At 37.5% G+C, this 26,355-nt stretch carries 21 protein-coding genes and 1 pseudogene; 19 read left to right on the forward strand and 3 right to left on the reverse strand.

Translation table 11 applies throughout. The annotated features are described in order from the left end of the window. The first annotated feature begins 24 nt into the window (after positions 1 to 24). The 4 genes from WQ54_RS25840 to WQ54_RS34950 all read left to right on the forward strand — a co-directional run bounded on the left by WQ54_RS25840 (position 25) and on the right by WQ54_RS34950 (position 5,617). Positions 25 to 2,871, forward strand: coding sequence for an alpha-L-rhamnosidase (locus WQ54_RS25840; RefSeq protein WP_046589071.1), 2,847 nt, complete (start codon positions 25 to 27; stop codon positions 2,869 to 2,871). Between the two features lie 298 nt (positions 2,872 to 3,169). Continuing rightward, a complete protein-coding gene (locus WQ54_RS25845; protein WP_046588766.1) occupies positions 3,170 to 4,171 on the forward strand; it encodes an AraC family transcriptional regulator in 1,002 nt (333 codons plus the stop codon). 178 nt (positions 4,172 to 4,349) lie between these two features. After that, positions 4,350 to 5,069: a family 1 glycosylhydrolase gene (locus WQ54_RS34945; protein ID WP_231597652.1), complete on the forward strand. Its 720-nt coding sequence runs from the start codon at positions 4,350 to 4,352 to the stop codon at positions 5,067 to 5,069. Positions 5,070 to 5,077: 8 nt separating this feature from the next. Next, positions 5,078 to 5,617, forward strand: coding sequence for a family 1 glycosylhydrolase (locus WQ54_RS34950; RefSeq protein WP_231597653.1), 540 nt, complete (start codon positions 5,078 to 5,080; stop codon positions 5,615 to 5,617). A 402-nt stretch (positions 5,618 to 6,019) separates the two neighbouring features. Here the strand turns inward: WQ54_RS34950 and WQ54_RS25855 are convergent, their stop codons facing one another. Beyond that, positions 6,020 to 7,435 carry a Glu/Leu/Phe/Val dehydrogenase gene (locus WQ54_RS25855; protein ID WP_156178150.1) on the reverse strand — a complete coding sequence of 472 codons (1,416 nt, stop codon included), beginning with the start codon at positions 7,433 to 7,435 and terminating at the stop codon, positions 6,020 to 6,022. Between the two features lie 244 nt (positions 7,436 to 7,679). Continuing rightward, positions 7,680 to 8,144, reverse strand: coding sequence for a TraR/DksA C4-type zinc finger protein (locus tag WQ54_RS25860; RefSeq protein ID WP_052737976.1), 465 nt, complete (start codon positions 8,142 to 8,144; stop codon positions 7,680 to 7,682). A 213-nt stretch (positions 8,145 to 8,357) separates the two neighbouring features. Here WQ54_RS25860 and WQ54_RS25865 point away from each other — a divergent pair, with 213 nt between their 5' ends. The 15 genes and pseudogenes from WQ54_RS25865 to WQ54_RS25925 all read left to right on the forward strand — a co-directional run bounded on the left by WQ54_RS25865 (position 8,358) and on the right by WQ54_RS25925 (position 24,978). Then, positions 8,358 to 8,696, forward strand: coding sequence for a KGG domain-containing protein (locus WQ54_RS25865; RefSeq protein WP_046588768.1), 339 nt, complete (start codon positions 8,358 to 8,360; stop codon positions 8,694 to 8,696). A gap of 100 nt (positions 8,697 to 8,796) precedes the next feature. Next, a complete protein-coding gene (locus tag WQ54_RS25870) occupies positions 8,797 to 9,528 on the forward strand; it encodes a YqcI/YcgG family protein (protein ID WP_046588769.1) in 732 nt (243 codons plus the stop codon). Between the two features lie 256 nt (positions 9,529 to 9,784). Continuing rightward, a pseudogene (locus WQ54_RS35345) lies at positions 9,785 to 9,985 on the forward strand (PH domain-containing protein); the annotation flags it as partial. A 228-nt stretch (positions 9,986 to 10,213) separates the two neighbouring features. Continuing rightward, positions 10,214 to 10,465, forward strand: coding sequence for an FxLYD domain-containing protein (locus WQ54_RS35350; RefSeq protein ID WP_269431594.1), 252 nt, complete (start codon positions 10,214 to 10,216; stop codon positions 10,463 to 10,465). A gap of 386 nt (positions 10,466 to 10,851) precedes the next feature. Further along, on the forward strand, positions 10,852 to 11,943 hold the full coding sequence (locus tag WQ54_RS25880) for an LLM class flavin-dependent oxidoreductase (protein WP_046588773.1): 1,092 nt from the start codon (positions 10,852 to 10,854) through the stop codon (positions 11,941 to 11,943). Between the two features lie 34 nt (positions 11,944 to 11,977). Continuing rightward, complete coding sequence (locus WQ54_RS25885; protein WP_046588775.1) at positions 11,978 to 12,577, forward strand: NADPH-dependent FMN reductase; 600 nt, start codon at positions 11,978 to 11,980, stop codon at positions 12,575 to 12,577. A gap of 316 nt (positions 12,578 to 12,893) precedes the next feature. After that, on the forward strand, positions 12,894 to 13,922 hold the full coding sequence (locus WQ54_RS25890) for a LacI family DNA-binding transcriptional regulator (RefSeq protein ID WP_046588777.1): 1,029 nt from the start codon (positions 12,894 to 12,896) through the stop codon (positions 13,920 to 13,922). A gap of 146 nt (positions 13,923 to 14,068) precedes the next feature. After that, positions 14,069 to 15,892 carry a heparinase II/III family protein gene (locus WQ54_RS25895; RefSeq protein ID WP_046589077.1) on the forward strand — a complete coding sequence of 608 codons (1,824 nt, stop codon included), beginning with the start codon at positions 14,069 to 14,071 and terminating at the stop codon, positions 15,890 to 15,892. A 226-nt stretch (positions 15,893 to 16,118) separates the two neighbouring features. Beyond that, on the forward strand, positions 16,119 to 16,277 hold the full coding sequence (locus WQ54_RS33960; RefSeq protein ID WP_156178152.1) for a hypothetical protein: 159 nt from the start codon (positions 16,119 to 16,121) through the stop codon (positions 16,275 to 16,277). Positions 16,278 to 16,827: 550 nt separating this feature from the next. Continuing rightward, positions 16,828 to 17,955 (forward strand): glycoside hydrolase family 88 protein, encoded by a 1,128-nt coding sequence (locus tag WQ54_RS25900; protein ID WP_046588779.1) that lies wholly within the window; start codon positions 16,828 to 16,830, stop codon positions 17,953 to 17,955. A 724-nt stretch (positions 17,956 to 18,679) separates the two neighbouring features. Then, on the forward strand, positions 18,680 to 19,858 hold the full coding sequence (locus WQ54_RS25905) for an MFS transporter (protein WP_084822329.1): 1,179 nt from the start codon (positions 18,680 to 18,682) through the stop codon (positions 19,856 to 19,858). Positions 19,859 to 19,905: 47 nt separating this feature from the next. Beyond that, positions 19,906 to 20,889, forward strand: coding sequence for a LacI family DNA-binding transcriptional regulator (locus WQ54_RS25910; protein ID WP_046588783.1), 984 nt, complete (start codon positions 19,906 to 19,908; stop codon positions 20,887 to 20,889). Between the two features lie 308 nt (positions 20,890 to 21,197). After that, positions 21,198 to 22,439: an MFS transporter gene (locus WQ54_RS25915; RefSeq protein WP_046588784.1), complete on the forward strand. Its 1,242-nt coding sequence runs from the start codon at positions 21,198 to 21,200 to the stop codon at positions 22,437 to 22,439. A 10-nt stretch (positions 22,440 to 22,449) separates the two neighbouring features. Next, positions 22,450 to 23,919, forward strand: a complete 1,470-nt coding sequence (locus WQ54_RS25920; RefSeq protein ID WP_046588786.1) for a glycoside hydrolase family 32 protein — start codon at positions 22,450 to 22,452, stop codon at positions 23,917 to 23,919. Between the two features lie 54 nt (positions 23,920 to 23,973). Further along, on the forward strand, positions 23,974 to 24,978 hold the full coding sequence (locus tag WQ54_RS25925) for a carbohydrate kinase (RefSeq protein WP_046588788.1): 1,005 nt from the start codon (positions 23,974 to 23,976) through the stop codon (positions 24,976 to 24,978). Between the two features lie 230 nt (positions 24,979 to 25,208). On the opposite strand, the gene guaC is transcribed toward WQ54_RS25925, so the two are convergent. Then, positions 25,209 to 26,192: a GMP reductase gene (guaC, locus tag WQ54_RS25930; protein WP_046588791.1), complete on the reverse strand. Its 984-nt coding sequence runs from the start codon at positions 26,190 to 26,192 to the stop codon at positions 25,209 to 25,211. Between the last annotated feature and the right edge of the window lie 163 nt (positions 26,193 to 26,355).

Here is a 26,355-nt window from a genome sequence, read left to right on the forward strand (position 1 = left end):
ATACTCATGGAAAGGAAAATGAATATGAAAATAATAAACTTGAAAACAAATCGTATGATGAACCCATTGGGATTTGATTTGGGAAAACCACGTTTATCCTTTATTACCTGTGAAACGCCAGCATTAAAACAGACGGCTGCGCAAATACAGGTGGCTCTTGATGAAGAATTTGTGAATAAAGTATTTGACAGCGGTAAGAGCGAGCGGATTGACAGCCTGGCCTTTGAACTGCCGATAAAACTAGAGCCTTGTACACGCTACTATTGGCGTGTCACTGTTTGGGCGGATAATGGAGATGAAGCCACTAGTGATGCCGCCTGGTTTGAGACGGCAAAGCTACAGGAGTCGTGGCAAGCTAAGTGGATTACCCCTGATTTCGATAAGGATATTCATCCGGTGCTGTGCAGGGAATTTGACATTTCTAAGGAAATTGTTTCAGCACGTGCCTATGTTTGTGGCTTAGGCTTATATGAAATAGCGATAAACGGTAAAAAGGCTGGAGATGAATATCTAACCCCACATTTTAATGCCTATAACAAGTGGCTTCAATACCAAACCTATGACATTACTGAATTAATAAGAATGGGACAAAACGCTGTTGAGGTTGCACTGGGGAATGGCTTATACAAAGGACGCTTTGGCTTTGATGGGGGAGAACATGAAATATATGGTGATAAATTTGCGCTTTTATGCGAAATTGTCATAAAACATGCGGATGGAACCATGACGGTTATAAACTCCGATGAGTCATGGAAAGCAAGAAAGAGTCATATTTTATTTAGTGGTATTTATGATGGTGAGATTTACGATGCGGCTTTACCTGATAGAAACTACTATGATGCTATGGAAATTGACCTTGGATATGACAGATTAATAGCAAGATTGAGCCTTCCAGTCCTTGTTAAAGAAGAGATTAAGCCAATTGAGTTAATCATAACTCCAGCAGGAGAGACCGTACTGGATATGGGACAGAATATGGTCGGTTGGGTTCAATTTACAGCCAGTGCTCCAAGTGGAACGGAAATCGTTTTACAATATGCTGAACTTCTCCAAGGAGGTAATTTCTATCAGGACAACCTGCGTACTGCTAAAGCCGAGTTTCGCTACATCTCTAATGGCGAAAAAGCAACCGTGAGACCGCATTTTACTTATTATGGTTTTAGATATGTTAAAGTGACTGGCTGGCATGGAGAGATGAATAAGGACGATTTTACAGGATGCGTTTTATATTCTGATATGGATCAAATGGGAAGTATTGAAACAAACAATCCATTAGTTAACCGATTATTTCTGAATGCATTATGGGGCCAAAAAGGTAATTTCCTTGATGTCCCAACTGATTGCCCACAGCGTGATGAACGTATGGGATGGACCGGCGATGCCCAGGTATTTTCAGGAACAGCATGCTTTAATATGGATACCTATGCCTTTTTCAGCAAGTACGGCTATGACTTGGCGCAGGAACAAGCTGCTTTAAATGGGATGGTTCCAATGGTAGTCCCAGCTGCAAATCTTCAAGGCGGCGGGTCGAGTGCATGGGGAGAAGCAGCAACCGTTATACCATGGAATGTGTATCTTCATTATGGAGATAAAGCCATTCTGGAACAGCAATTTGAAAGCATGAAGGGTTGGGTAGATTTTATCAAAAGAGCTGATGAGGCATCAGGGGCCAAAAGGCTTTGGACTACAGGATTCCACTTTGGTGATTGGCTGGCATTAGATGGAGATGACCCAAGTTTTCCTACAGGAGGAACAGAAATAGCATTTATATCTTCAGCTTATTACTGCTATTCCTCTATGCTGGTTTCTAAGACTGCAAAGGTACTAGGAAAGGAGGAAATAGCCAGGGATTACGAAAAATTGTCAAATGAAGTAAGGGCTGCAATCAGATCTGAGTACTTTACTTCCACAGGCCGGCTGGCATTGAACACACAAACGGCATTAGTTGTTGCATTATTTATGGATCTTGTTCCTGAAAATTATAAAACCAGAATTTCACAAGATTTACGTGAACGATTGAAAAAGGATAAGAACCATTTAAAGACTGGATTTGTCGGGACACCATATCTTTGCAGAGTTTTATCAGAAAATGGAAACAATGATTTAGCTTATACATTACTATTAAACAAGGATTATCCAAGCTGGTTATATGCAGTTACAATGGGAGCTACCACCATTTGGGAACGCTGGAATTCTGTATTACCTGACGGCAAGATTAGCGGCACCGACATGAATTCCTTAAATCACTATGCATATGGATCGATTGTTGAATGGATGTATCGAAATGTTGCAGGAATTAACCCTGTTGAAGAAAAGCCAGGGTTTAGAAAAGCAAGATTGGCTCCCCAACCGGATTATCGATTGAAGTATGTTAAGGCATCGTTGAACTCTGCTGCAGGCTTATATGAAAGTGAATGGAAATTAAATGAGGAAGAACAATTAACATTTAAGTTCGTTGTACCGTTCAACACGACAGCAGTAATTGAATTACCGGATGCAAAGCTTGAAAAAGTAATGATGAATGGACAATCTTTAGCTGCTGCAAAAATGAGTTCAACTCAGATCGAAAACCTGGTACATGTTGAGGTATCCAGTGGAACTTGGGAGTTTTCCTACACACCAGAAGTTGAATATATAAAACGCTGCAGTACACAATCAGCATTGATTGAACTACTAGGCAATGAAGGGGCAAAAAAAGTGTTGGAAAAAGCATTCCCACAAGTCACAGCATTGCCAAAGGAGATGTTGGCAAAGATCGGACATCAATCCTTAAGAGAATTATCAAATATGCCATTCCTGCGAATTGCTTCAGAAGTTCTGGATGAGTTAGATTTTAAGCTCAAGAAAAACAAAGTAGTTGTTACCTCTTAAAGGTAAGTTTCAAAGGCGATTCTTCAATAGAAGGTCGTCTTTTATGTTATTTTAATAGAGAGATAATGAATCTTTTCTCTTAAACAAAAAAGGTCAAACAGGTTAAACTTATATGACGATTAGGCACTATAGCTCTTTTTCTTTATTCATGTAGTTCTTTAAGTGGAATGTTATAGTGATTTTATAAATAAGCCAAATAAAACTTGGATTATTTTATGCCGTATGAAAAGATATTGGAGTACCACACTCAATATTTTTATAAAACATTCATTCTAAGTTTAATGTAGGGGATTCTTAAATGAATAGTAACGATTTGAGAGACTTTTTGCTAGTCAAAAACAATATTGAACCGCCGGATTGGAACGAAATAAAAAACACTTATCATCCAAAGCAAATAGATGTAATAAATGGTGAGCCGGTTTATGAATTTAACATGATCTTCAATCTTGATTCCAAAATAAATCCGGTTGAAGATAATGTTTTCATCTCCCTTCGTCCTCCCTACGTTTACATTCCCATGCATATTCATGAATATATCGAACTAATTTATGTATTCAAGGGAAAATGCAATGTGGTACTGATGAATAACGAAATCATCATTTCTGAGGGTGGAATCATCATGATTGATAAAAATACCCCTCATACGGTAAAAGAGACCTCTGAAACAGATATAATAGTAGAAATAAAACTAAAGCATGATTATTTATCATCTGGTTTCATTAACCGGTTTAATAATAAAAGTATTATCTCACAGTTTCTGATTGAATCTATCATCGATAGTCGGAGAGCCAATCATTTTCTTTACTTCCCTTTTGAGGAACAATCTAAAGTGGTTGGAATTATGGGAAAGATTATGTGTGAGTTTTTTGAGAAGGACGCCTTTTCAACAGAAATAATAGATGCTTATTTTTTCATATTGTTTACGGAGTTAATTCGACACATTAACAGGAATACCATATTGCCTGAACCTAAGAAAAAAGAAGATAACATTCTTGAATTCTTAAAATATATTGAAGACTATTATAAAGAATGTACACTTATGGAAATGGCGGAGAAATACAAATATCACCCAAACTATATTTCTGCTGTTCTTAAAAAGGCAACTGGAAAGTCCTTTGTAGACCTTCTGCAAATTCAAAGATTAAATAAAGCAGCTCTTTATTTAACGAACTCTGACCGTCCTATCCCTGAAATTGCAGAAGAAGTAGGGTACTCAAGTTTGTCCTTTTTTTATAAAAAATTTAAAGAGATTTTCCTTCAGACACCGAAGGAATATAGAGAGAATACAAAAAAAAGGTAGAAATATCTATCCTTTTTTAAAACCGCTGACAGGCGGTTTTATTACTTTGTAGGAAAATGCCAATTTTCTTTGAATCGAGGAACATACTTCTTTGATTTTGATATTAAAACTTATGTAATCGCTTGCTAGAATTATGGTGAGAAAGTGAACAAGAAGGATAGCAAGGGAGTGTAGTGACATGAAATTTAATTTTCCGCCTCATTTTCTTTGGGGTTCAGCAACAGCAGCATATCAAGTTGAGGGAAATAATATCAACAGTGATTTTTGGGCAGAAGAGCATGCGGAGGGTTCACCATATAAGGATAAATCAGGAGATGCGATTAATCATTATGGACTTTATCGAGAAGATATCGCCCTTATGGCTAGTTTGGGATTGAAGTCTTACCGATTTTCGATCGAATGGTCCAGAATTGAGCCTGAACCTGGCGTATTTTCATCTTCAGCCATCGAGCATTATCGGGATGTCCTTGAAACTTGTGGTAAATATGGCATCATACCAATCGTTGCCATGCATCATTTCTCTTCTCCAAAATGGTTAATGAGACTTGGCGGATGGGCAAACCCTGAGATTCCGGATCGCTTTGCAAGATATTGTGAATTCGTGTTCCGTGAATTGGGGCATTTAATCCCTTATTCCCTAACGATGAACGAAGTGAACTTGCCAGTCATGCTGCGAGAGATTTTTTCAAGTATTGGCTTTATACCACCGGTGGGTATTGAAAGAGAAGCCTGGTCAGCTCCCAAATGGAGAAAGTCAGCTGCCACATTGTGCGGAACTACAATCAATAGGTACTTCACGTTTCATATGATTTCAGATGAGGAATCGATTAACCTATTAATGGAAACTCATCGAAAGGCGCGAAAGGCGATTAAACAAATCAGCCGAATACAAAAGTAGGATTATCGATGGCTCTTTCCGATTTGCAATCAATCAGTGGCGGTGAGGAACTGGCTGAGGCGAAATGGCATAGTTATTTTGAGCAATATTTGCCTGCGATAGAGGAAGACGACTTTTTTGGACTCCAAAATTATACCCGTGAAGTTTACGGTCCGGAAGGGAAAGTGAAGCCAGCTGAAGGAGCCGAACTTACGCAAATGGGTTATGAATATTATCCTGAAGCACTTGGTCAAGTCATTCGCAGGGTTGCAAAATATTTACAGATTCCAATCATTATTACAGAGCATGGTGTAGCTACGGAAAATGACGAAAGACGCATAGAATTTATCCGAAAAGGCTTAGAAGGCGTGCAAGCTTGCTTAAAAGAAGGAATTGACGTAAGAGGCTATCTTCACTGGTCCACATTCGATAATTTCGAATGGCAATCTGGTTATTCAATGACATTCGGTCTAATCGGGGTTGATCGAGCAACTCAGGAACGTAAAGTAAAGGATAGCGCAAGTTATTTAGGTCGTATTGCTCAAGCAGGTTCTCTGATAACAAACTAAAATTCATTAATGCTCCCAGTTCTCGTGGGGGTTTTTTTATTGGAAATATTAAAATAATCATTTTTCTTTTAATCTTAAGCAATGAACTTCTATGATTTTAATAGTATAAACGGTGAAAACGCTTGCCGAAATGATTGTAACGATCGGTTGTTTACCTATAAAGGAGGAATGATTTTAAGTCGAAGGACTAAACCTAGCGAGGAAGGAAAGGAAAAGTCCGTGATCACCTGCTTTGATAAATCAATATTCAGCAATTTTATTTAAAGTAGAAACAGTAACTATTGAAAGCAATTTAACACTTATAATAGGGGGGAAGTATGCATGGAAAATAATGAGACAAAAAAGAAAAATAGTTTATATAAAGAAAAAGGAGTCAATCCAAAAAGGATTGCTTCCTTCTCTTTAACACTCAATCGGCATTTTCCAATTTTTAATCCAGCCGCGTGCCTTCATTGCTTCTGCCAATCTCCCGACACCTACTAGATAGGCTGATTCACGCATCGACACATTTTTCTCTTCTTTCATTCGATAGACACTTTCGAATGCATTTGTCATTTTTTCGTGGAGCTTTTGATTCACTTCATTTTCTGTCCAGAAATAATGCATGGAGTTTTGCACCCATTCAAAATAGGAGACAGTTACCCCGCCAGCGTTACATAAAATGTCAGGGATCACAAAGATATTCTTTTCTTCCATAATCGTATTTCCTTCGGGAGTAGTTGGACCATTCGCAGCCTCTGCGACTATTTTTGCCTTAATCATCGGAGCGGTTTTTCCTGTGATTTGGTTTTCTAATGCTGCCGGCACAAGGATATCACAGTCTATTTCAAATAGTTCATCATTGGTTAAATCTTTACTGTTTTCAAACCCTTTTACCGTTCCGTGTTCATTAACATAATCAATTAACTTCAAGATATCCAGGCCTTCTGGTTGATAGGCTCCGCCTTTTGCATCCGTAATCGCAATGACTTTTACTCCGTATTGATGCAATAATTTTGCGGTGATGGAACCCACATTACCAAAGCCTTGAATGACAGCTGATAGATTAGTAAGTTCGAGATTTAATCGATTGGCGGCTTCAAGAATGGAGATGACGACTCCGCGTCCCGTTGCCTCAATACGTCCTACTGATCCGCCAATAACCACTGGTTTCCCGGTGATAAATCCTGGGACGCTATGACCTGATAACCGGTCAAATTCATCAAGCATCCAGCCCATTATTTGCGGGTTTGTATTAACATCCGGAGCGGGAATATCTTTTTCCGGTCCGATAATCGGTTCGAGCTCCCTGATAAATCCACGGCTAAGTTCCTCTAATTCCCTTTCTGAAAGCTCCTGAGGATCAACAATCACTCCGCCTTTTCCTCCTCCGAACGGCAATCCGATAAGGGCCGATTTTAAGGACATCCACATGGATAAAGCGATGACCTCATCCTCCGTTACACCTGGATGGAAACGAATACCCCCTTTGGTTGGTCCAAGGATATCAACATGCTGTGAGCGGATGCCAGTGTAGCTTACATATTCACCATTATCCCGGCGAATCGGAATGGAAACCTTCATTAATCTTGTTGGTTTTTTTAAGATCTCATAAACACCTTTTGGAAGTTCAAGTGACTCGGTTGCCCGTTCAATTAAACGTTTAGCAATTTCATAAGGATTGGTTATTTCTTGTCCATTCTGGTCTTCCTTCGCAGGCATTTCAGATCTTATTTCAGAGATTGGATCCTTACTAGTTCCCTCATGAGGATTTTCGTTTGTTGTCTTTGGTTTTTTCTCCATTACAATATTTTTGATGGGATCTGGTTTGTTTCCCATTATCAAGCCATCCTTTCAATTAATAATTTTGCTGTCTTCGCAAAATTAGTTGATATTTAGCAAGTTGTTCGGAGAGGTTAATTGCAGTGAGAGTTATCGCTTTTCCGCGGGACTGGCGGTAAGCCTTATCAGCGTAAACGCTGCATAAGTCTCACCTGTCCCGCTGCTTCGGCAGGAGTCGCGCAATCAGCTCCAATCAACCTTAAACAGTTTTCGTTAAAACTTAGAAAAGAACCTAAAAAAATCAGTAAGATGAGTTACCATAATTTTTTTGTAATTCTTTATCGATCCGCATGTCGTTATCTGCTTCAAGTTCAATATAACGTTCTTCCTGATCATCCGATAGGTTTGATTCTTCTTCATATTTTTTCTGAGCTTCAATTGTTCGTTTTGCATAAGGCAGGGCATCTAGTCGATAAAAAGAAATAGGTTCACCAGTATCGATACAGATTCCATATGTTCCTTTTTCGATTCTCTCCAATGCCTCGTTGACATCCTCCAAAAGTTTTTGGGAAGACTCATGCAGTAGCATTTGTTTTTCTTGTTCATCTAGTTCAGTAGCGGTATCTGCAAAGTGATTGTCATAACTGGACAACTCGCCGTAAAGATCCAACGACATTTGCTGATTATTTTCGAGTTCATCGATTATGCCTTGTTTGATTGTTAATAATTTATTTTCAAAATACTTAAGATCTTCTTTTGTAAGCATTTTTCTTTTCCCTCCATTTTTTGACTTTTATGTTCATTACCCATTACATATAAAACTTAAAACGTAAAATAATAGATTGTGAGATAGGTTTGTATAAGACAAAAGTAACAGATTACTATTTTTAAAAAATTAATGGTTTATCATTCGGACAAGACGGTTATAGTTACTCTAAGTCCGAGAGGACAACACAAATTTCACAAGGAGGAAGTTAAAATGGCTAAAAACAATGATGATAAAAAAATGACAGTAGAAGAAGCAGGACGTAAAGGCGGAGAAGCTACTTCAAGAAATCATGATAGAGAGTTTTATCAAGAGATCGGAAGAAAAGGCGGAGAAGCCACTTCCGAAAATCATGATAAAGAGTTCTATCAAGAGATTGGAAGAAAAGGCGGAGAAGCTACATCCGAAAATCATGATAAAGAGTTCTATCAAGAGATTGGAAGAAAAGGCGGAGAGGCTACATCCGAAAATCACGATAAAGAATTTTTTCAAGAAATCGGTGAAAAAGGTGGAGAAGCCCGCAGCAAGCAACGGGATAACGATAATGAATAACCCTTCTGTTAAAAATGATTTTATTTTAGGGAGAGGTTGACTCATGAAAGAGTCAGCCTCTTCTCTATATGAAAAGACAATCTAAAATGAGGTGTAAGCAATGAAAACAAAAATGGATGTTTTGTTAACAAAGGAAGATATGGTAAACGAAGAAATTGTCCCTGAATGGGTACTGAAAGAGTATAAAACATTCAATGAAACGGTGACAGACCCTACCTTTCCTTGTTATTTTGGGATGAGTGCCGAGAAAAAGGGAGAACTTCGTTATTCTTATATTACACAGGATGATTGGTCACATTTGCCTGCTACTATTAATCGTTTTATCAAGCTGTTTGAATCACCAAAGCTTGTCCGTCACGGTTTGTTTCTTTTTGTGGAGCCTGAAAAAGAAGAGAAATCAATTCCCTATTATCGAAACTATTTTTGGAGAATTCTTCAATATTTACATGAAAATGATGATAAACCGTGGCCAAAGGATATTCCTTACGATCCTGATCATCATCTCTGGGCATTTTCATTTGCGAATGAGCCGTTTTTTGTGTTTGGAAATGCACCTGCATATAAACAACGGAAGACTAGAAATCTAGGGAACAGTCTTGTATTAGGGTTTCAGCCGCGCCGTATCTTTGAAGGATTAGAGGGAACCTCAAAAGGAGGGGCGATGTCCAGAGAAAAGGTTAGGGAACGTGTGGAAAAATGGGACCAGCTTCCGAAACATCCAAATATCAGCCATTATGGTGATCCTGAACATCGAGAATGGAAACAGTACTTTATTGGTGATGACGCAAAGCTGATGAAAGGAAAATGTCCGTTTCATGATCTTGTTAAATAGGTTTAAACAAAATCATAAAGCAAAGAATAGGCGGCCTTCTTTTCTGCAATGAAAGGAAGGCCGCTATTTCTTTTGGTTATAAACATTGTCTGGCTTTTTCCTGCTTTTTCGAAAATGATAAAAAATTTTTAATCAGTGTTCAAGGTGCTAGCGCTTTTGTTCATAGGAGTTTTGGTGTATAGCTTAACTTCTTTTACTAGAGTTGTCCTTTAAAGCTTTCTAACGTACTTTTCATTGTGTTGAAAGCAACAAAGGCTTAGTAGTTGCTACCGTTTATCGAGTGTTGTTTGTATATTATAACCAAATAAGTCAATTGAAAGTATTGGAAGTTCCCTATGAAAAATTAGAATATATTCACGTAAAACAGCTGAATCATTATGTAGATATGGAAATATTCTTTTCAGGAACGAAAATAGAGATCACTGAACTTCCTCCAGATGATGCAGACAATATTAAGGATGTGGTGAACAGTCAAATAGGCTTCAATCATACATCCAATAAATCAGGGAAACCAAAGACAAAGAGATTTGGGTTCCTTCGATTTTTGTTATTCATTGGTATTGCTGTTCTAACAGGTTATTTAGCTGGACCCAAATTTTATGTTGAAGAGGTATATGATGAGGTAATCGTTAATGCGGTTACGAAAGAAGAAGCGGAAGAAAAATATCAATTAGTATTTACGGATATGATATTGGAAAAGGATGATTACGGCGGTGCCATTGTTAAAGGTACGCTCACCAATCATTCAGATCTTGAATATCGTTATGTTTCGATAGATATACAATATTACAATGAGGACGGCACAATTGTCGAAAGTAAAATTGAATCGGTTTTTGACTTAAAGCCGGGACAAGCATGGGGTTTTGAATTTACGTCTTATAGCGAGTATACAGAGAAGTTCGACATTGTCGGTGTACTTGTTGAGGAAATTAAGTAATGTAAGCCTTGGTAACCATAGCGTTATCAAGGTTTTTTGAATCACTCTATTATCTTTTAATCTTCCATTTATTTTTTCTTCCTGAACTCTGCTGCATTTATTCATTTTTTCAACTCTGTTGACCAATCACAATTGGAGATGGACGGGGCTGCAATTATCAGTAGAAATGTGGGATAAAAAACACTAGATACAGTAAACATATTGTTATTAGAGTTTTTTATTTGGACATAGTCAAAAACGGATAACTTTATAATTAAAAATAAATATTAGTTACTTGACGGAAATTAATTATAAAAGTATAATTACTTACATAAAGTAACTAACTTCTGATTATCAATCGACTGTATATGAAAACTGGCCAAATTAGACCAAATTGAGCAGATATCATGTACTCGAAAAGAGAGGTAATTGCAGCTATGCTAGAGCAGAATTCCGGGATTGAAATTGGCCTCTATACCCTAGGTGATATTGGGCCGGATCCTCATACAGGCAGCACAATTAGTGCTGGGCAAAGGTTAAAGGAGATTATCGAAGCAGCAAAACTTGCTGATGAGTCTGGATTGGATATTTTCGGGGTAGGTGAGCATCATCGATTAGATTATGCCATATCAACTCCCCCAGTCGTCTTGGCCGCCATTGCCCAAAACACAAAAAGAATAAAATTGACAAGCGCAACAACTGTATTAAGCACAATTGATCCTGTTCGTCTTTTTGAAGATTTTGCAACATTAGATTTACTTTCGGATGGACGTGCGGAAATCATTGCAGGCCGTGGTGCATTTGTTGAATCCTTTCCTCTTTTTGGCTATAGCACTGATGACTACGATGCCCTGTTTTCTGAGAATATTGAGTTGTTTTTAAAGTTAAATGAAAACGAAAGAATGTCATCCTGGAATGGTCACTTCCGCTCACCATTAAAAGATGCCGAAATTGCCCCCAGACCTTTACAGAAGCAGCTGCCAATATGGGTTGGTGTCGGCGGCTCCCCGGAAAGTGCAGCCCGGGCTGGCAGGCTTGGTGTCGGAATGGCCGTTGCGATTCTTAGCGGTGATCCTGCTAGATTTAAGCCATTGGTAGATTTATACCGTCAAACGGGTATTGAAGCTGGGCATGCGTCTGAAAACCTCAAAGTTGGGGTTACAGGACATGGGTATATTGCAAAAACAACCAAGCAAGCTAAAGATGAATTCTATCCGTACTATTCAAACTACTGGTCCTACGTGAACCTTCAACGCGGGATGACAAGCCTGATGTCACGAGCAGAATTTGAACAGCTGACAGAAGCAGATACGGCTTTGTTCGTAGGCAGCCCGGAGCAGATTATTGAAAAAATTCTGCGCCAGCATGAACTGTTTGGACATCAGCGTTTTATGGCTCAGATCGATATTGGCGGAATCCCGTTTAAGAAAATAGCTGAAGGCATTGAACTACTAGCAACAGAAGTAGCTCCAATTGTTCGTAGAGAGACAAGAAAGTAAGTTGGGTTTGAAACATAGGATAGGTGGTGTAGGTATGGGTTTTTTTACTAAACTATTTGGACATTCAACCAAGGAGGAAGAAACAATGGCAAATGAAAAATTAACAATTGGAATTATTTTAGGAAGCACACGTCAAGGTCGCGTAAGTCCCCAAGTAGGAGAATGGGTCAAGAGCATTGCTGACAAGCGTGGGGATGCAAACTATGAAATCGTTGATATTGCCGATTTTAACTTGCCGTTTTTAGGAACAACCGATGGAACAGAACCAGGAATTGCAGCGTGGAACGAAAAACTTTCCAACTTGGATGGATTCGTATTCATCGTGCAAGAGTACAATCACAGCATTACAGGAGCATTAAAAAATGCCTTGGATTTTGCCCGTGATGCATGGAACAACAAAGCTGCTGGTATCGTCAGCTACGGTTCAACAGGCGGAGCACGTGCAGCCGAGCATCTACGCGGTATTTGCGGTGAATTAAAAATTGCTGATGTTCGTACACATCCAACTCTATCCTTATTTACAGACTTTGAAAATGGCTCAGAATTTAAGCCGCAAGAATTACATCTTACGAATGTCAACGCCATGCTTGAAGAAGTAGTTGCGTGGAGCGGAGCGTTAAAACCTTTAAGATAAAGAACTATGAGAGAATGAATAGACAGTTAAACGGTTTTTATTAAGATAGATTATTACACTTTGATTCTAATGAATCAGAGTGTTTTTTTTATTGTTGATCGGGGTGGTGTAAGTAGCCATATGGTCCTGAAGTGCTTACGGATCACCTACTAAAAGACGAGTTTCCATTACTAGATGAACGACTGTCTAATGTTCCTTGATAGCTCTAAAGGTAGTTTATTAGAATGACACTCGTTAGTCTGACAATTGATTGACAAGAATTTTTATCCATTATATAGTATGGTTGCAACCGGTTTCACAGGGGGATGTCAAAAAAGTGAAAAAAAATATTACGATTTATGATATTGCCAAAGAAGTAAATGTTTCTCCAACAACAGTTTCAAGAGTCTTAACGGGGAATCCAGTAGTAAAAGAAAGTACAAGACAAAAGGTTCTCGAAAAAATGAAAGAGTTAGACTTTTCACCGAATGAGGCTGCAAGACGGTTAATGAAACCACAGAAGTCTCTTATAGGATTTATTTTACCAGAGATAACCAATCCTTTCTTTTCACAAGTTTATATTGAAGTTGAAAGAAAAGCACTGGAAAAGGGGTATACGATTCTACTCCGAAACTCGATGAATAATAGTGAAATGGAATCAATTCATTTACGAGAGTTTACCGAACGAAGAGCAGCTTGCATTGTCTTCATGGGAGGAAGAATAAATAAATCCGTTCCTGATGCAAATGAAGTAAAAGAAATGCAAGAAGTTATGAATAGAGTACCAGTCATTATGGTCAATGGCAAAATGAAGGGGGTAAAATCCTTTAATATTAGAACAAATGAAGAAGAAGGAATTCGATCAATAGTGAGCCATTTGGTTTCATTAGGACATTCCAAAATAGCGTTAATAGGTGGCAAAAAAGGAATATCTTCTGCAGATACTAAACTCTTAAGTTTCAAACGAATACTGAAAGAATTTCAGTTGGAATTCCATTCAGAGTGGCAAATATTCTCTGAATTTTCAGTAGAATCCGGAAGAGAAGCAATGAAAAAATTGTTAAAGAAAGAATCACTCCCCACGGCTATCATCGGGATAAATGATTTGGTGATTTATGGTGCACTTAAAGAGTGCAGGTATCAGAAAATACCAATAGAAAGATTTTCTTTTGCAGGCTTCGATGATATTTATCCTTCAGATATTGTTTATCCTAGTTTAACAACTGTTAATCATAATTATGAAGTGTTAGTTAATGAAATAATGAAGGGCATTGATACGATAGTGGATGGAAAAACGAATAAAAAGGGCAAAATGGTCGATACAAAACTTATCATACGAGAGTCGTCGAAGGAATGTAAGGAGTAGAATGTCAATCTCTTAAACTGCTTTATTCTTTCGGCTTTTTTTATCGAAATATTTCCCTGTTGCTTTAAATACTTTGATGTAACTAGTAGCAATATTTAGAGTATAAGTGATGCAAAATTTAAGAATGAGGTGTGTACATCTTGTATATGAATGGTGAACAAATAAGAAATATTATTGACAATAGGAAGAATTCACTTTTGTTTTCTAGCCAAGAAGAACAAGACATTTGGTTTGAATCGATAAAGAAAAGGACTTCATATCAATCATTGCTTGAAGAAATTAGGTACGAGGCGGAAAGGCTTCTCAATGAGCCTTCTCAAGAATTAACGTTTTCCAATTTTACTATATTCAGAGATACGGGATCACGCCTTGAATATGAAAAGGTTTATTTTGCAAAAAGAAGACGGCTCAACACATTTGCGATTATGGCTTTGTTACAGCCAGAGCACTCAATGTACAGGGAAGAACTTCAAAATACGATTTGGTCCATATGTAATGAATACACTTGGTGTTTACCTGCTCATTTAAAAAATAGTTCTGAGATGGCGGAGGAACGTAATGAATCGTTTCTTAAAGCTTTACAGCAGCCTAACTATTCGATTGACCTATTTGCTGCTGAAACAGCGTTTACACTTAGTGAGATTTTAAAGCTGACAATGAATCTGCTTGACCCATTGCTAAAGAAACGAATTGAGGAGGAGGTGTACCGGAGGGTTTTCTTGCCATTTTATCATCAGCCTAAATTCGGATGGGAAACATCAACACATAACTGGGCTTCCGTATGTGCAGGTTCCATTGGTTCAGCTGCGTTACATTTAATCGAAGATAAAGAAATGCTTTCAGCTATTTTAGAACGTGTTTTGAGCAGTATGGACTATTATTTAAAAGGATTTAACGATGATGGTGCTTGTATGGAAGGGTATGGTTATTGGCAATATGGCTTTGGATATTATGTGTATTTTGCGGATTTACTAAAGAAAAAAACAGCTGGAGAAATAGATTTATTTCATTCAGAAAAAGTTCATCAAATCGCTCTTTTCCAGCAAAAATGCTTCCTTTATAAAAACCAAGTTGTAAACTTTTCGGATTCTGTTCAACATTCGACGATCTTTTTAGGTCTTAGCCATTATTTAAAAAAGATCTTTCCGGACGTTGAAGCCCCTGAAGCAGAACTTCGAGCTTCCTATACAGAAGATCATTGCAGCAGGTGGGCGCCAGCATGGAGAAATTTACTCTGGTTTGATGAACATGAAGATGGCGTGCCATGGCAAAATAATACGTATTATCTTAAAGAATCAGGGTGGTTTATTTCAAGAAGTGCACATGCTGTTTTTGCCTGTAAAGGCGGCCATAATGATGAACCTCACAATCATAATGATATCGGCCATTTTATCTTGCAAGCTTATGGTGAAACATTTATAAGAGACTTAGGCAGTGGATTGTATAGCGCGGCTTACTTTAGTGATGAGCGTTATACAATCTTATGTAATGGCTCACAAGGGCATTCTGTCCCAATCATCAATAATCAATTTCAAGCAGAGGGAGCATCTCATTTTGCGACTGAAAAGGATGTCTCAATAACGGATGATAAAGATATCTTCGAAATCGAAATGGCCAACGCATATGCTGTTAAATCATTACAAAAGTTACAAAGGAAATTTTCATGGAAAAAGGGTACTAAACCTGAACTGATTTTGCGAGACACGTACCTATTCTCTGAACAGCCCAATTCAATTGTTGAACGATTTATTACTCCTCTCCTTCAAATTACGGAAGATCATGAAGGCATCATTTTTAATGGGACTCAAAGAGTAAAAGTAAAATATAATCCTAATCAATTGGAGTTAACGATAAGAGAAAATGAATTTCTTAACCATTTTGGTCAAAAAGAAGATATATTAATGTTGGATTTTTCTGTAAAGGAACCAATTGAATCTGTTCAAGTAGAAATTGTCTTTCAGCTTCTCTAAAGTTGAATAACTGAACAATTCATGATTTAGAAACAGATTATGGGGGTAAAGTAGAAGTAAGACTAGCAAAGAGCTAACTATTTATTAGTTCGTTACTAGTAAAAATATGATTAATAGTGGTAAAAAAAGTGCTAAAGGCAAAAATCCCAGTATGCTACTATGATTTTATCTTGTTTAAATAAACACCTACCTAGCCGGCACTAAAAAATGAAAAGGGGATTGAGAGATGTTGACTTATAAGAGTTATTTCCTTAAAGAAAAGGACAGGTTGAAGGTTGAAGAGATTATTTTTAGTTATTTACATGATATAAATGAAGAAGAAATTCTTAGAAAGGATGATCATGAATTATTAAATATATATAGAAAATACGTGAATAAATCCTGATAGATTAATGGTACTTTGGATAGGATACAGATTCTTAGTTAAGATATCCTAGTTTTGATGAGTATAAAAAATGAGAGCGATTTCAAATTTTGTTAGATTCTTTATATAGAATTTAAATGCATATCGTGTTAGTGAATGACATCGTGTTTGAGAAAAATTGCTTCTTTATCATAGTAATTAATAGTGGCGAGAAAGCTCCAATCATTTTTTTGGGCTGCTCGCCTTTTTATATTTTTCTACATTCAACTGCTTCTAATATAGTAAAAATAATGTCAAATAGATAAAAAAAATTCATACCCAGAAGGAATTACTCAATCTAATATAGTCAATAAAACATTCATATAAATGGAGTAGATAAAATGGAGTCAACTGGTTGGACAGGAGGATTATTTCGAATCTGTGAATGGATGACAAAACTTGCTTATGTAAATTTCCTTTAAATAGAGAAGGATTTTAGTGATTTTAAGCGAACGTTTGAAGACAGTACTCTTTATTGAATGTAACTGTAAGGGCTTTATTTTATGCTAATAAGGGAGAAAAAGGTGAGAATATGGTTACTAATTTAGAATGGGTTGAAGAAGCATGGTTAAAGGTTAACGCGAAGATTGATCGAACGAGCAAAAAAATCGGTGCAAACTTTCCGCATGCAAGTGTAAATGGTACGTACCAATTAGAAGCGCCTTCTTGGTGGACAGCCGGATTTTGGCCAGGATTACTTTGGTTAGTCTATCGTGATTCAAAAGATGAGTCACTAAAAGAACTAGCAGAACACTGTGAAAAAAAATTGGATAACGTTATTACAGATTATTATAGACTTGACCATGATATGGGTTTCATGTGGACGTTAACAAGTGTTGCAAGATATAAGCTTCTAGGAGAAGAAGATTCAAAAAGACGTGCTCTATTAGTAGCCAATTTACTTATGGGGAGGTTCAATGTTTCAGGGAATTATATCCGTGCATGGAATCCATGGCATGAAGATGAAGATAATTCAGGCTGGGCAATCATTGATTGTTTAATGAATTTACCGCTCTTATTCTGGGCAACAGAGGTTACTGGTGATCCAAGATTCAGTCATGTTGCCAAGAAGCATGGAGAGACAGTTTTGGAAAACTTTATCCGCAAAGATGGCTCTGTTCATCATATTATCAGGTTTGACCCAGTGAGTGGTGAAAGGGTTGAGGCCATTGGAGGGCAAGGCTTCGCACCTGAATCCGCATGGTCGAGAGGTGCATCATGGGCAGTTTATGGATTATCGCTTCTATATAAACATACAAAAGAGGAAAAATATCTGCAGGCGGCAAAAAGTGTTTCACATTTCTTTATTGCGAATTTACCAGAAGATCATGTACCTCATTGGGACTTTAGAGTTCCAGAAGGAGTAACAAAATACCGTGATTCCTCTGCAGGAGCAATCGCAGCATGTGGATTCCTCCTTCTTTCTAAACAAGTAGACCCAACAGAAGCTGACATTTACGAAAATGCGGGTGTTAAGATACTGAAATCACTATACGAAAACTATGGTGATTGGGAAAACCCTAATCAGGATGGCTTGATTCTTAGCGGGACTAGTCACTATCCAGAAGGAAAAAACCTGGATGTACCATTAATTTATGGTGACTACTATTTTGTAGAAGGACTTTCTATTTTAAAAGGTCATAGAGAATTATTTTGGTAATGTAAGTGAAACAAAGAATGGCAAATATTCAGTGACGAAAAGGAGTGAAACGATCCAGATGATTATCTGTGATTCACCAGTTGCAATGAATCCGATCAAAACAAGAGAAGATGTAAGCGAACTATTAAAACAAATTCTCCTGGATCTCCTTATTGGGCATTAAAAACGTTTTTGCCATTAGCATTACATGAAGGCGTCCATTTTGGCAGACTGAAGAAGAACCACTTCCTGAACTTAACGATACTGTGACTCAAAAGGAACACATATGGTCATTTGCAGGGACAAGGATACGGAACAGTTATGAAAGTAGTTGGAACAATGCTCTAAATGTAAGTATGACGCATGAAAAAATGATTGTCAGTATTCCGAATGCAGAAGTAATTACTATATCTATCTAATTAGAAAGAAAGCTGAGCCTATCATAAAGCATTAACATAAGCAAAAACAGTATTAAAAGATCCACAGACCACACTAGAGAAGGTAGCAGCTGCCAAAACATCCTTACAGTCAGCAGCTGAGGGATTAACTGAAATAACAAGCGAATAAGTAGTTAGGTACGAATAAATATTTGTTAATCCCAGGAATATGCAGATGAAAAATCTGTTTATCTCCTGGGTATTTTTATGCCTATATTTCTATGAAACTAAATGTAAATAGGTAGCGGCACATTACCGATTAGGTGTACAATAAATACCATCTTATTCTTATACCTGAGGTGAATCTTGTGGACAGCAAGTCTTCAACTATCTATTTCTTTTTCATCATTTTGTATGCGGTTGCTTATATGGGGAATGCCGTATTTCAAACCTTTTTGCCTGTTTATCTAGATAGTATTGATTTAAGTAAAACCGAAATTGCTGCTTTGCTCAGTTTTGGGCCGCTTATGGCGATATTGGCACAGCCGATATGGGGGAGTATTGGGGATCGTTCTAAAACAAAGAACAGTGTTTTACAGCTATTAATGTTTGGGAGTGCTCTCTCAGTATTGTTTTTTCCTTTATCCAATCATTTCGTTTATTTGCTGGTCATCATGTGCTTAGTTACTTTTTTCCAAACGTCCGTTTACCCAATGGGTGATGCAATTACACTTGAATATTTATCGGAAACAAAATGGAATTTTGGGCCGATTCGCTTAGCGGGAACCATTGGATTTGCGCTCATGTCAGTTGGTTTTGGCCTGTATGCCCGGAATCAAATTGATTCGATCTTTATCGTATATTGTTTGATCATGCTGCTTGCCATGGTGATTAGCTTTAAATTGCCTAAAGTAAAAGGTCATCAGGCGAGCGGCAATAAAGTAAAGATCTGGGTTGTTTTTAAAAATCGTAAACTCGTCCTTCTTCTTCTCTTAAGTTTTATAGTTCAGGTTTCATTAGGTTATTATTATGCATTTTTCCCGATCTTTTATAAAGAATTGGGGGCAGATACGTCATTGCTCGGATGGTCAATGTTAGTATCAGCCTCAAGTGAAATCCCATTTCTGCTTTTTGCCGATAAGATTATTAAGCGGTTTGGAGTACCTCTTATTTTATTAAGCACTGCCTTTTTTGCAGGGGTGAGGTGGCTCTGTTTTTATTTTGTGGAAAGTCCTTATCTCGTATTGCCAATTCAATTGTTCCATGGGGCGATCTTTATCGTATTAATGGTGACAATGGCGATGTTTATTAATGAAGAGGTTCCAAGAGAGCTAAAGGCTTCCGGTCAAACGATGTATGGCTTAATCAGCTTGGGAATCGCTAGGATAACGGGAAGTATTCTTGGCGGTATGACGGCTGAGTCAGTTGGGATGAGAGAAGTGTTTCTATATAGTTCTATCTTGATGTTTCTTACGTTGATTGTTTTTGCCTTCATTTTTATGAGAGACGTCAGCTTTGCAAAAAAGAGCTCTGCTAAGACTTCGTGATTATTTTGTTATAATAGTGTTTGTATTGAATGCAGGAGGAACTAGAAATGAAGCCTAAAATCGAAGACGTAGCAAAATTAGCTGGTGTTTCGCCAACAACAGTGTCGCGCGTTTTAAATAATCGCGGTTATATAAGCAATGAAACAAGAGAAAAAGTTCAACAAGCAATGAATGAACTTAACTATTTTCCTAACGATGTGGCACGATCATTATTTAATAAAAGGTCGAACTTAATTGGAGTCATCCTACCTACAACCTCCAATCCTTTTTTTGGAGAACTAACGTTTCATATTGAGAAGATTTGCGCAGAGCAGGGTTTTAAAGTATTGCTTTGCAATAGTTTAAATCAGATCGATAAAGAAGAAAAGTACTTAGAGATGCTGCTGCGAAATCAAGTTGATGGCATTATCGTTGGGACACATAACCGGGGCATTTTGGATTATCACAAACAAAATTTAGCAGTTGTCGCTATTGATCGTTATCTTTCTGAAAACATTCCTGTTGTATGCTCGGATAATTATGAGGGAGGCAAAATGGCAACGGAATTATTGATTTCAGAAGGTTGTAAGAACATTGTTCTCATTGATGGGGTTGGGGAATTAGAAACACCGGCCAGATTAAGAAGGAAAGCATATATAGATCTTTTGCAAAGTCATAGTATGGAACCTGTCATTTATGAAATCCCAGAAGTATTTGACCGTAAGAGTCAGGAAGATGTCATACATACTTTGTTTCAGGAATGTCCGGAAGTTGATGGTGTTTTTGCAACAAACGACTTGTTTGCAGCATCTTTTATCAATGCAGCTAAAAGGCTTGGAAAGGATGTGCCGAATCAAATAAAGGTTGTTGGGTATGATGGAACAGAAACAGTACAAACCTTATTACCTGAGTTAACAACCATTCAGCAGCCAATCGGCCTAATTGCCCAAGCTGCAATTGATATTTTACTAAAGGGAATAGAAGGGGAATTCACAAAGCTTCCGGTTGAAACCCTCCTTCCTATAAGCGTAATAAAAGGATCGACAGCTTAAAAACATTGCTCTTTGGCAATGTTTTTTGTTTTAGGCTCTTTTCTAAAGTATTCTTGCTTTTAAGATAAAAAGAATGTTGAAATAAAGGCAATCGCTGATTTGCTGCTTGCCTTAAATCTTTCCTCTAACCTCTTATTTACTTCAGGCGGGACAATTGGCGATGAGATCATAACCTTGTTCTAAATAGTTAATAGTTTTAAAGAAAGACTATTTTTATTTTGTGTCAACCCGTTGACATATGAAAGCGGTTGACATACAATGTTTTTGAAAGTGCTTTCGTTATCATTTAGTATGAAGGAGAAGGTATAATGAATAAATCAAAAAGTCTTTATTGGAAATTAAGCGCCTATTTTTTCTTTTTCTTTTTCACTTGGTCTGCCAGTTATTCGCTTTTTTCGATTTGGCTGGATCAAGAGATTCATTTAAGCGGAGCAGATACAGGGATTATCTTTTCTGTAAACGCTATATTTGCTTTATGTATGCAGCCCTTATATGGATATATTTCTGACAAAATAGGTTTAAAGAAAAATATTTTATTTTTTATCAGTCTTTTGCTAGTATTTGTCGGACCATTTTATATTTATGTTTATGGTCCTTTATTGCAATATAATGTGTTTGCGGGGGCAATTGTCGGAGGACTTTATCTTGGAACTGGCTTTTTAGCTGGGATTGGTGCGATCGAGTCCTATATAGAAAAAATCGGCCGTAAGTATGGTTTTGAATATGGAAAATCAAGAATGTGGGGTTCATTGGGCTGGGCGGCAGCTACGTTTTTCGCAGGTCAATTATTTAATATCAATCCAACGATCAACTTTTGGCTTGCATCTATTTCAGCAGTTATTTTAGTTGCCATTATCTTATCCGTTAAGATTGAAATGACAAATGATGAGCTGGAGAGAGCCGATTCCGTTACATTAAAAGATGTTGGTCAGCTCTTTCTATTAAAGGACTTCTGGTTCTTGATGGTATATGTGGTAGGAGTAACCTGTATTTACAGTGTTTATGATCAACAATTTCCGATCTACTATTCTTCGCTATTCCCGAATGAAGCTATCGGAAATCAAGTATTTGGCTACTTAAACTCATTTCAAGTCTTTTTAGAGGCGGGGATGATGTTTCTTGCACCTTTTGTGGTTAATAAGCTTGGGGCAAAGAACAGCTTAATTTTGGCAGGTTTTCTAATGGCCTTCCGAATTATTGGCTCAGGTCTTGTTGGCGGACCGATCGGTATTTCATCAATGAAATTAATACACGCCTTAGAATTGCCGATTATGCTCATCGCGATTTTTAAATATTTAGCTGCTAACTTTGATACACGCTTGTCATCTGTTTTATATCTAGTCGGTTTTCAATTTGCCTCACAGGTAGGTGCGTCGATACTTTCGCCAATTGCTGGAAAAATGTACGATATGGTAGGATTTCGCCAATCTTATATTTTAATGGGACTTGTTGTATTATGCTTTACCATTCTCTCAATCTTTACTCTATTAAATTCAAATAAGAATAAAAAGTCGAAGAATAAAATCGACTTGTTACAAAAAGTTGTCTAGGAGGAAAAATATGTTAAAACAATCTGAAATTCACCAAGCAGGAGAAGCACTAAAGAAGGCAAAAGAAAAAATGAATGAGCGATATCGATTAGGTTATCATATTATGGCTCCAGCAAATTGGATTAATGATCCGAACGGTTTAATCCAATATAAAGGGGAGTACCATGTCTTTTATCAGCATCATCCTTATGATGAACATTGGGGACCGATGCACTGGGGACATGTGAAAAGCAAAGACTTGGTTCATTGGGAACATCTGCCGATTGCACTTGCCCCAACTGAAGCATATGAGAAAGATGGCTGCTTTTCCGGCAGTGCCGTAGATGATAATGGAACTCTTACGTTAATTTATACGGGAAATTTATTTGTTGATCGTGAAAAAGATATTCTTGACCAATCACAATGCATTGCAACTAGTACAGATGGGATTCATTTTACCAAGGAAGCTGCCAATCCGGTTATTGCCAAGCATCCAGAAGAAGGATCAGGGCATTTCCGTGATCCAAAAGTGTGGAAGCACGAGGACCACTGGTATATGGTTTTAGGCACGCGAAAAGAAGATACTGGAAAGGTTGTTCTGTATAAATCAAAGGATTTGCGTCAATGGGAGTACCTTGGCGTTTTGGCTGAAAGTAATGGAAATGAAGGCTACATGTGGGAGTGTCCTGACTTTTTTGAAATAAACGGAAAATATGTCCTATTATTTTCACCTCAGGGAATAAAAGCAGATGGTGAAAACTATCAAAATCTTTTCCAAACGGGTTATCTTATAGGAGATTTCAGCTATGAAACACTCGAATTTTCGTATGGTGAGTTTAAGGAATTGGATCATGGACATGATTTTTATGCCGTGCAAACCTTCCTTGATGATAAAGGTCGCCGCATCGCAATAGGATGGATGGATATGTGGGAATCAGACATGCCAACTAAGGAAGATGGATGGTGCGGTGCTTTAACATTGCCAAGGGAGCTCACATTAGCGGAAAATAACAAATTATTGATGAAACCTGTTGAAGAATTAACATTATTACGTGAAGCTGAACATCATATCTGTGAAAACAAATCTATTTCTGGAAGTTATCTAGTAGAAACAAACGCGGACCTGCTTGAATTAAAAGTAGAATTTGACTTAGCGGCTGCAACTGCTGAAGCTGTTGGTCTAAAAATTCGTGGTCTAAATGATGAAGAGACGCTTTTAATGTATCAAATCGACAATCAAAAGTTAACACTTGATTGCTCTAAGCATGGTAAAGACAAAGATGGTATTAGACGGAAAAAGATCGAATCAAGCAAGCGGCTTTCTCTAAGGGTGTTTATTGATCGATCCTCTATTGAGGTATTTGCCAATGATGGGCAAACAACAATGACAAGCCGCATTTATCCAAAGGAAGAAAGATTGGGCATTGAATTATTTGCTGTAAATGGTACTGGACAGGTAAGTGAATGTACTTATTGGAATTTGAAGGATGTATGGAAGTAAATAAGATCAAAGGGCAAGTGTTTCTCACTTGTTCTTTGCTTTGGAGGGAAAGCATTGAAAAGGGTTTTTTGTATTGGTGAAACACTAATTGATTTTATTCCTGGACAGAAGGATAAATCACTAAAAGAAGTAACGAATTTTGAGCGTGTGGCTGGTGGGGCTCCTATGAATGTTGCCATTGCCGTTGCAAAATACGGGGGACGTTCTGTCATGTTAACCAAAATTGCCAATGACTATTTTGGCGATCATATCATCGATGTTCTTAAAGAAAATGAAGTTGACACAACCTATTGTTTACGAAGCGATGAAGGTGAGACAGGGTTGGCGTTTGTATCTGTTGATCAAATTGGGGAAAGAAGCTTTAGTTTTTATCGTAAAAATGCGGCAGATTTATTGCTTTCACCAGAAGAGGTACATTCAGAATGGTTTCAGAAAGGGGACCTTCTTCACTTTTGTTCAGTAGATTTAATTGAAAGTCCCATGAAGCAAACGCATATTAAAGTGATAGAAAATGTACGGAAAAAAGGCGGAATCATAAGTTTTGATCCAAATGTACGACTGCCTTTATGGTCTGATGCGGAAAGCTGCCGTCAAACAATAAATGATTTCTTGCCACTTGCTGATATCGTAAAAGTATCTGATGAAGAATTAACCTTTATAACTGGAATTAAAGCAGAGAATAAAGCAATCGAATCTCTTTTTGTTGGGAATGTAAAAGTTGTTGTGTATACAAGAGGAAGTCAGGGTGCCGTTATTTATTTAAAGAACGGAAGAAGATATGAAGACAAGGGCTTTAAGATAACGGTTGCTGACACAACAGGTGCGGGTGATGCCTTTATCGGCGGCTTTTTGTCTGAATTATTAGCTATAGACATATCACTTGAAAATTTATGTCAAAAGATTAGTGAAAACCATGAGAGGATCCTCACTTTTGCAAACGCAAGCGGAGCACTAACTGCCTCAGTTAAGGGAGCGATTCATGCTGCTCCGGCAAAACGTCATATCGAAAATTTTATTTCTGCACGGAGAGGAACAACTGAAAGTAACACATCTTTTTGACAGGCAGTTTATTTTGAACTACTTAAACTTTAAAAAGCTTTTATTTCCATTTTGAGAATTGGAGATTTTTTGGTTTAGTTCGTACCATTAATTAGGATGGTCACAGCTGCTGACAATCAATTCCGTTTTTCTTTGGTTTTGTTCGTAAAATTTGAAGGCTTCTTGAAAAAGAAAGCAAAGGAAAAAAGTAAGGAGAGCCTTGAAGACTCTCCTTTTGTTAAAGTAAATTTTTAATAAACTTTATCTCCATTAAAGATTGAATTCTTCACCACAACATAATCGACATGGCGGATGGCATCAAGATTTTTTCCTCCTGCATAGGAAATAGAGGATTGAAGATCTTGTTCCATCTCGATTAATGTATCCTTTAAAGATCCCTTATGCTCTACATGCATTTTCTTTCCTTCGACATTTTTTCGTTCGCCTTTTTGAAATTCAGATGCTGAACCAAAGTATTCTTTATAAAGCTTTCCATCAATCTCAAAGGTTTGTCCTGGAGATTCCTCATGTCCGGCAAATAATGAACCGATCATGACCATCGATGCACCAAATCGAATTGATTTTGCGATATCACCATGTGTACGGATTCCGCCGTCAGCAATAATTGGTTTCGTTGCTGCCTTTGCACACCAGCGAAGTGCAGCTAATTGCCAACCGCCTGTACCAAATCCTGTTTTGATTTTCGTGATACAAACCTTACCTGGTCCGATCCCTACCTTTGTTGCATCTGCCCCGGCATTTTCTAATTCTCTAACTGCCTCTGGAGTTCCGACATTTCCGGCAATCACAAAGCTGCTTGGCAGATGTTTTTTTAGATGTTGAATCATCTCAATCACTGCATTTGAATGACCATGGGCAATGTCAATTGTAACGAATTCTGGAATAAGCTGTTGTTCAGCTAATTGTTCCACAAATCGATACTCTTCTTCTTTAACACCAACACTAATCGAAGCAATTAAGCCACGTGATTTCATTTCTCTAATAAAGGAAAAACGTTTTTCTGGCTCAAAACGATGCATAATATAGAAATAACCGTTTTCTGCCAAATAAACCGCAATATTATCATCAATAATGGTCTGCATATTTGCAGGAACAACTGGAAGCTTAAACGTATGTCCTCCAAATGTTACTGATGTATCACACTCTGATCGGCTATTAACCACACATTTTGCCGGAATTAATTGAATATCTTCATAATCAAATACATTTTCCAATTTATACACCCCTAAATACGAATAATGAAATTGCTTACAAGTTTTATTGTTCGTCCATCGGATAATTTACATCATTTTAGTGAGTTTGTCAAAGATTTTATATTAGATAAAAAGAACAGGTAAAAAAATTATGTAATTTTGTCTTTAATATGGTCTATTCCTT

Source organism: Bacillus sp. SA1-12, assembly GCF_000981385.1.
Classification (GTDB): Bacteria; Bacillota; Bacilli; order Bacillales; family Bacillaceae; genus Metabacillus.

Excerpts from the sequence above, each read along its gene's own strand:
- WQ54_RS25870 (WP_046588769.1), top strand. The coding sequence starts at position 8,797 with ATGAAAACAAAAATGGATGTTTTGTTAACAAAGGAAGATATGGTAAAC.
- WQ54_RS25880 (WP_046588773.1), top strand. The coding sequence starts at position 10,852 with ATGTACTCGAAAAGAGAGGTAATTGCAGCTATGCTAGAGCAGAATTCC.
- WQ54_RS25895 (WP_046589077.1), top strand. The coding sequence starts at position 14,069 with ATGAATGGTGAACAAATAAGAAATATTATTGACAATAGGAAGAATTCA.
- WQ54_RS25865 (WP_046588768.1), top strand. The coding sequence starts at position 8,358 with ATGGCTAAAAACAATGATGATAAAAAAATGACAGTAGAAGAAGCAGGA.
- WQ54_RS25910 (WP_046588783.1), top strand. The coding sequence starts at position 19,906 with ATGAAGCCTAAAATCGAAGACGTAGCAAAATTAGCTGGTGTTTCGCCA.
- WQ54_RS25900 (WP_046588779.1), top strand. The coding sequence starts at position 16,828 with ATGGTTACTAATTTAGAATGGGTTGAAGAAGCATGGTTAAAGGTTAAC.
- WQ54_RS25855 (WP_156178150.1), bottom strand. The coding sequence starts at position 7,435 with ATGGGAAACAAACCAGATCCCATCAAAAATATTGTAATGGAGAAAAAA.
- WQ54_RS25885 (WP_046588775.1), top strand. The coding sequence starts at position 11,978 with ATGGGTTTTTTTACTAAACTATTTGGACATTCAACCAAGGAGGAAGAA.
- WQ54_RS25840 (WP_046589071.1), top strand. The coding sequence starts at position 25 with ATGAAAATAATAAACTTGAAAACAAATCGTATGATGAACCCATTGGGA.
- WQ54_RS25920 (WP_046588786.1), top strand. The coding sequence starts at position 22,450 with ATGTTAAAACAATCTGAAATTCACCAAGCAGGAGAAGCACTAAAGAAG.
- WQ54_RS35350 (WP_269431594.1), top strand. The coding sequence starts at position 10,214 with ATGATATTGGAAAAGGATGATTACGGCGGTGCCATTGTTAAAGGTACG.
- WQ54_RS34945 (WP_231597652.1), top strand. The coding sequence starts at position 4,350 with ATGAAATTTAATTTTCCGCCTCATTTTCTTTGGGGTTCAGCAACAGCA.
- WQ54_RS25915 (WP_046588784.1), top strand. The coding sequence starts at position 21,198 with ATGAATAAATCAAAAAGTCTTTATTGGAAATTAAGCGCCTATTTTTTC.
- WQ54_RS33960 (WP_156178152.1), top strand. The coding sequence starts at position 16,119 with ATGTTGACTTATAAGAGTTATTTCCTTAAAGAAAAGGACAGGTTGAAG.
- WQ54_RS25860 (WP_052737976.1), bottom strand. The coding sequence starts at position 8,144 with ATGCTTACAAAAGAAGATCTTAAGTATTTTGAAAATAAATTATTAACA.
- WQ54_RS34950 (WP_231597653.1), top strand. The coding sequence starts at position 5,078 with ATGGCTCTTTCCGATTTGCAATCAATCAGTGGCGGTGAGGAACTGGCT.
- WQ54_RS25845 (WP_046588766.1), top strand. The coding sequence starts at position 3,170 with ATGAATAGTAACGATTTGAGAGACTTTTTGCTAGTCAAAAACAATATT.